We start from the raw sequence: 5,684 nt of genomic DNA, 5'->3' as shown, positions 1-5,684 counted from the left end.
AGGGATAGCCACGCGGTATGAAAAGCTTGAACGAAATTATCATTCAATGCTCGCTTTAGCATTTACTATGATGTGGCTACCAATGTGGGCTGATTGATATATGTACTACAAAGATCAACAGCCCCTAGCTCAATACGTTGAAGGGTTACTAACAACGCTTAAAGTAAAGCGCTACAGCCTATATATACAAGACTTTGGAGCACCTGTAGGCTTTAGAATGTTGTTAAATAATCCTAATAAACTTGATGCACTTATTGTACAAAATGGTAATGCGTATTTAGAGGGGCTAACCCTACCGAGGCAAGCATTTTTTAAAGCCGCGAATGAAGATAGTTCGAAAGCTCAGCAAGATAAAATTTATTCGTACACGTCTGAACAAGCCATTATTAATAAGCAGTATTTACGAGACGTACAAAGTAACCCAGAAGTGATGAGCCCAGATAGCTGGACGCATGATCTTCACTTTTTACAAACCAAAGCCGATAGAGTAATTCAAGTGCAATTGCTACAAGATTACTACAACAACCTTCTCGACTATCCAAAGTGGCAAGCTTATTTACGCAAGTACCAACCACCAACGTTAATTGTATGGGGTAAAAACGACCCTGCGTTTATAGCCGAAGGCGCTAAAGCATACTTAAAAGATGTACCGAACGCTGAACTGCATTTACTCGATTCAGGGCACTTTAGCGTTGAAGAAAAACCAGTAGAAATTGCAAAGTACATTGTCGACTTTATGAATAAGCTAGCTCAATAGTAAGCCTTTTCTTTTGGTTTAGTATTTATAGCGAACATAAAAAACGCTGAGGGTATAAACCATCAGCGCTTTATTAAGCTCAAGCTAAATCCACAAAAATCACATTTAATATGGATAAGTTATACTTTTATGTATTTAACCTTCTTCTTCAATAAGCGACTCTAGTAGGTCGTGTATTTCAGCTTTAAGCTCTTTGTCTTCAATTTTATTGGCGCTGACTTTAGCATTTTGAAGGTTTTTAATAGCTTCATCTTTTTGGCCAAGCTCAAGCTGTAATGTAGCCATTGAAAAAGAAACCGACGACATGTGATCTTTGTTATTAATCGCAATCGACTTTTCTAATGCTTTTTCGTAAGTAGTAATTGCCTCTTCTAACTCTTCGGTAAAATCAGCTAAAGTTTCCCATTGTACAGGGTGATCTTTTGAGGTGTTTTCGTTTTCAATACAAATAGCTTTTAATTGAGCAAATAACGACTCAAACTTTTCACGGTTATTTTTGTTAGCCGCCGCCATTAAATCTTCTGCTAGATCATGTACCGCTTTATATACTTTTGTATTCATCATCACTGGTTATCCTTTAATGCAGCTAAACTCATTTACTCACTCAATTTAGCTAAAATGTATCATTACAGTCATTATAAAACGTATTTAAACAACTGATTTATTTAATTTGGTGTATAGCGTAATAATACATTAATAATGAACATCGCGTAGGCGTTAAACACTCTGTGATTAAACTTTATCGCAATTACTCTTGGTAAACTTACACGCTGAATAAACTTGCAACCCAATCCAACGTAAAAATGGTCGTAAACACTTTAAGTGCAATGACAACTAAAAATAATAGGATGATTGCCGCTTTAGCTTTGCTACTTTTAAGATTGTTCCAATACAATAACTTTGCATTAAATTCTGTTTTTAACTTAGTGACAGCCTCTTTCATAATAACGCCCTGCTTAGGTATCCGCGCTCAGCAACATTTAACAATCACACAGTTGCTCAAGCGGGGTTTGTAACATTTTTCGCTACCTTTAGAGTAAACCATTAAATAAAGCCTGTACTATATAAAATGTAACAAGGGGTTTTAACTTAAGTTATTGTATCTAACTATTGTTTACACACCCAAAAATTAAAGGATGGGTAAATTCAGTAGAGCGTTAATAATAAATTTGGTGCTACACTAGGGCGTGTTGACCTTTGTGGATTGAAATTTGTTCAATCTAGGGGCGATTTAATCGCGGCGCGAGGTTTGTAACCTAGTGGGCTAAGTAAAAACCGAGCAACAAAGAGTTAATCGCCCCTAGAAAGAACCCAAAGGGCAGCGCATGTTCGGCATTTATGCTGCGTTATCGCCTATTTATGGGGAATAACCACACTACATAGGCTCTGCCTTGCCTAAAAACCAAACATACAGCTGCAAAATCAACCACGAAAGGTCAACACGCCCTAATAACTAACTTAAATTCGTTAACAGCCAACTAAATTAGCCAATTATGAAAGAATGCAACCAGTGTGGTAAATGCTGTATTAAATATGGCGGCGGCGATTTAAGCGCAACGAAAGAGGAAATAGATTTATGGGAGCTCTTTAACCCCGAAATTTATGAATACGTTAAAAACAACGAAATTTGGTTTGACCCAAAAACAGGCTTAAGACTTCAAGTGTGCCCATTTTTAGAAATTGCGCCTAAAAAAGATCCTCTCGCTAAAAATATGTATACCTGCAGTATTTACCTCGACCGCCCAGAAGACTGCCGCCACTACCCTAGTCTTATTTCAGAGATGATCCGCGACGAATGCGAAATGATTGAATCTGTAGATATAACAAATCAGACAAGAGCGCAGCATAAACTAGATGCGATAATGATAGATAGCCGCTATTAAATACATAGGTTTACCGGTTAGCGCTATGAGTTCTTCGATCAAATAGATAAGTTTTCTATTCACAAACCTATTATTTGAATTTTTATAATATTGGCTTAATCGTCATTTTTAGATTATTCATCGCAAAATTCAAAGTTATACTATAACATTGTTGATTCGTTAATTTTGCGGTGTTATATTATATCACAACATAATAACCACGAACCAATATATCCATGACAAAGTTAACATTAATCTCCTCTGCTATTTTTTCTGTTTTATGTTCTCAATCAGCTTTGGCTGCAACCGTTACTGGTAAAGTAATGGATGATAAAAATCAACCTATTAAAAATGCCTCTATCCATGTCCATGGCAAAAACCAAAGCGTTAAAAGTAATGATTTAGGCGAGTTTGCTATCGATATAGATGCAAACAGCCAATTACATATTAGTAAAGACAACTACATCGACTCTCGTATTGCTGTTACCGAATCTTCAAATAATCTGTCTGTGTCACTTAAACCAACATCGGTTGAAACAGTGGTTGTTTATGCCTCTGCACTTCATAAGAACAGCCTAGAAATGATTTCTCCTGTAAGTGTGCTATCTGGTGATGAATTAAGAAATAAATCTAAACCAACACTTGGCGAAACTCTTAAAGGTTTACCAGGCGTAAATGCAAGTTACTTTGGCCCTGTATCATCAAGCCCAATTATTCGTGGTTTAGATGGCCCTCGCGTTAAAATCACACAAAATGGATTAGATGCCAGCGATGCGTCGCGAATTGGCCCAGACCACGCGACATCAAGCGACAGCCTAGCGGCAGAGCAAATTGAAGTGTTGCGCGGTCCAAGTACCCTACTTTATGGCTCTGGTGCAATTGGTGGCGTTGTAAACGTGGTTGATAACCGTATTCCTACTAGCAATATCGACGAGCTTACAGGCGCTGCTGAATACAGCCACGATACGGTGTCAAATTCAAACACCGTAGCTGCAAAACTTGAAACAGGTAATGAAGGCTTTAACTTTCATTTTGATGGTACTAAGCGCAGCGGCGATGATTACCAAACACCGACCTTTACTATTGCCGACGATGATGGCGATGTTGAAACCGAAAGCTCGGTAGAAAATACTTTTATTGATAGCGAAACACTTAACTTTGGTACTAGCTATGTTGGCGATCATTTAACGATTGGTTTTTCGTACGGTAGTATTGATACCGATTACGGTATTCCTGGGCATGAGCATCATCACGATCACGAAGGTGAAACTGAAGAAGAGCATGCAGAACATGAAGACGAAGCAGCTGAAGAGCCGGTTTATGCACATTTAGAGCAAGATCGCTGGCAAGGGCTTGTAAGTTACGCCCTTCATAATAACTGGATTGAAACCATCAACCTACGTGTTGGCTACACAGATTATTCACACAGCGAAATTGAAGATGGCGAAATTGGTACTACTTTTAAAAATAAAACGACTGAAGCACGTTTAAATGTAGAGCATAAGTTTGCTGATTGGCACGGAATGATGGGCTATCACTACAGCGATTCTGACTACGATGCAATTGGTGAAGAAGCCTTTACACCCGCAAGTGTAACTACAACTAACGCATTATATTTACTAGAAGAACGTGAATTTGGCGACATTACAATTGAACTTGGCGCACGTGTTGAAGATTACAAAATTGAAAGCCAAATCACGGCACACGAGCATAGCCACGGTGAAGTAGAGATAGATCACAGCGACGAAGAAACCATTGGGTATAACGAAAGTTTTACCAATTTAAGTGCCTCTGCTGGTGCCATTTGGCAATACAAGCCGGGTCATAGTATCGCTACGAGTATTTCTCATTCAGAACGAGCACCACTTTCGGCAGAGCTTTTATCTAACGGTTTACACATTGCAACTGGCACTTACGAGCTAGGCCTTGGTTACAATATTGAAGATAATGAAGCGCATTTTGAGCCAGAAAATATCAAACAGGAAACTTCAACAAACTTAGATTTAAGCTTTAGACGCTTTAGCGGTGATTTTGGTTACACAGTTAACTTTTTCTATAACGATATTAAAAACTTCTACTTCCAAGAAAATACAGGTTTAGTTTACGATGAAGAAGATGGTTTAGAATCGGCTATTGGTGCACATGATGATGCCGTTGCGGTTTATCAGTTTACCAGCAAAGATGCAGAGCTATATGGTATTGAATTTGATGCTCACTATCAAATTACATCAAGCGCTATGGTTAAAGTATTTGGTGACTCAACTCGTGCAAAACTTAAAGATGATGAAGGTAACCTACCGCGTATTCCAGCCAATAAATTAGGCTCGGAGCTACAGTATGATTTAGGTGATTTACAACTAACGCTTACAGGTACTCATTACTTTGATCAAAACGATGTAACTGCGTTTGAAACACAAACCGATGGTTATACGTTATTTGACGCACAAGCTAATTACCAACTTGATTTAGGTGCGGTAGATGCACAACTTTATATAAATGTAGATAACATTACCGACGAGTTAGGTTTTGTACATAGCTCATTTATTAAAGATAAAGCCCCACTACCAGGCAGAAACTTCCGCTTTGGTGTTCGTGGTTATTTTTAATAATTAAAAACAGTTTTTAGTTTATATTTTTACAAACCGCATTTTATTAATGCGGTTTTTTTATTTTTAGAATATATAATATCAACACGCAGTAATACTTAATCGATTTGAAGGATTAAACCTGACGCTAACTGCGTTAAGAATTTCTGATATACGACTGCATGGAGGCAGGAGGCAATGCAAGAGCAATTAGTGATAACAACTAAATAACGAAATTTTTGCCTTGTTATCAACCCTATTTTCTTAGCGCAAAATAGATCACTTAATTAATCGAATTGGTATAAAACTCTTAAATTACAAACACATCGAGTAGGGTGAGGCTTTTGCCTCACCCCTCTCACAGAACCGTACGTACGGGCCTCGTATACGGCTCCTGTATTCTTCTATCCCTTCGGCTTATTTTCTAAACGCCGATTGAGCAAGCCATCCTGTACTTACTTTTTCCATTGAATATAAACC

General features: G+C 38.0%; 5 protein-coding genes and 1 pseudogene. 4 read left to right on the top strand and 2 right to left on the bottom strand.

The window, feature by feature from the left end:
• Together QL998_RS20060 and QL998_RS20055 are read left to right on the top strand one after the other, a co-directional pair.
• Positions 1-97: pseudogene (locus QL998_RS20060) on the top strand (IS5/IS1182 family transposase); the annotation flags it as partial.
• 3 nt (positions 98-100) lie between these two features.
• A complete protein-coding gene (locus QL998_RS20055; RefSeq protein ID WP_290193352.1) occupies positions 101-757 on the top strand; it encodes an alpha/beta hydrolase in 657 nt (218 codons plus the stop codon).
• A gap of 135 nt (positions 758-892) precedes the next feature.
• Here the strand turns inward: QL998_RS20055 and QL998_RS20050 are convergent, their stop codons facing one another.
• Together QL998_RS20050 and QL998_RS20045 are read right to left on the bottom strand one after the other, a co-directional pair.
• Positions 893-1,321 (bottom strand): hypothetical protein, encoded by a 429-nt coding sequence (locus tag QL998_RS20050; RefSeq protein ID WP_007586178.1) that lies wholly within the window; start codon positions 1,319-1,321, stop codon positions 893-895.
• A gap of 199 nt (positions 1,322-1,520) precedes the next feature.
• Positions 1,521-1,700, bottom strand: coding sequence for a hypothetical protein (locus QL998_RS20045; RefSeq protein ID WP_024592379.1), 180 nt, complete (start codon positions 1,698-1,700; stop codon positions 1,521-1,523).
• A gap of 550 nt (positions 1,701-2,250) precedes the next feature.
• Between QL998_RS20045 and QL998_RS20040 the strand changes: the two genes are divergently transcribed.
• Positions 2,251-2,640 carry a YkgJ family cysteine cluster protein gene (locus tag QL998_RS20040; protein ID WP_024590141.1) on the top strand — a complete coding sequence of 130 codons (390 nt, stop codon included), beginning with the start codon at positions 2,251-2,253 and terminating at the stop codon, positions 2,638-2,640.
• A 215-nt stretch (positions 2,641-2,855) separates the two neighbouring features.
• A complete protein-coding gene (locus QL998_RS20035; protein ID WP_290193351.1) occupies positions 2,856-5,225 on the top strand; it encodes a TonB-dependent receptor in 2,370 nt (789 codons plus the stop codon).
• Positions 5,226-5,684: the final 459 nt, after the last annotated feature.

Source organism: Pseudoalteromonas sp. APC 3691 (assembly GCF_030408135.1).
Lineage (GTDB): Bacteria > Pseudomonadota > Gammaproteobacteria > Enterobacterales > Alteromonadaceae > Pseudoalteromonas.
This window is presented reverse-complemented; position numbering and strand designations above follow the sequence as displayed.

Bases quoted from the DNA above. Each gene is read 5' to 3' on its own strand.
- QL998_RS20055 (WP_290193352.1), top strand. From the start codon at position 101: ATGTACTACAAAGATCAACAGCCCCTAGCTCAATACGTTGAAGGGTTA.
- QL998_RS20040 (WP_024590141.1), top strand. From the start codon at position 2,251: ATGAAAGAATGCAACCAGTGTGGTAAATGCTGTATTAAATATGGCGGC.
- QL998_RS20050 (WP_007586178.1), bottom strand. From the start codon at position 1,321: ATGATGAATACAAAAGTATATAAAGCGGTACATGATCTAGCAGAAGAT.
- QL998_RS20035 (WP_290193351.1), top strand. From the start codon at position 2,856: ATGACAAAGTTAACATTAATCTCCTCTGCTATTTTTTCTGTTTTATGT.
- QL998_RS20045 (WP_024592379.1), bottom strand. From the start codon at position 1,700: ATGAAAGAGGCTGTCACTAAGTTAAAAACAGAATTTAATGCAAAGTTA.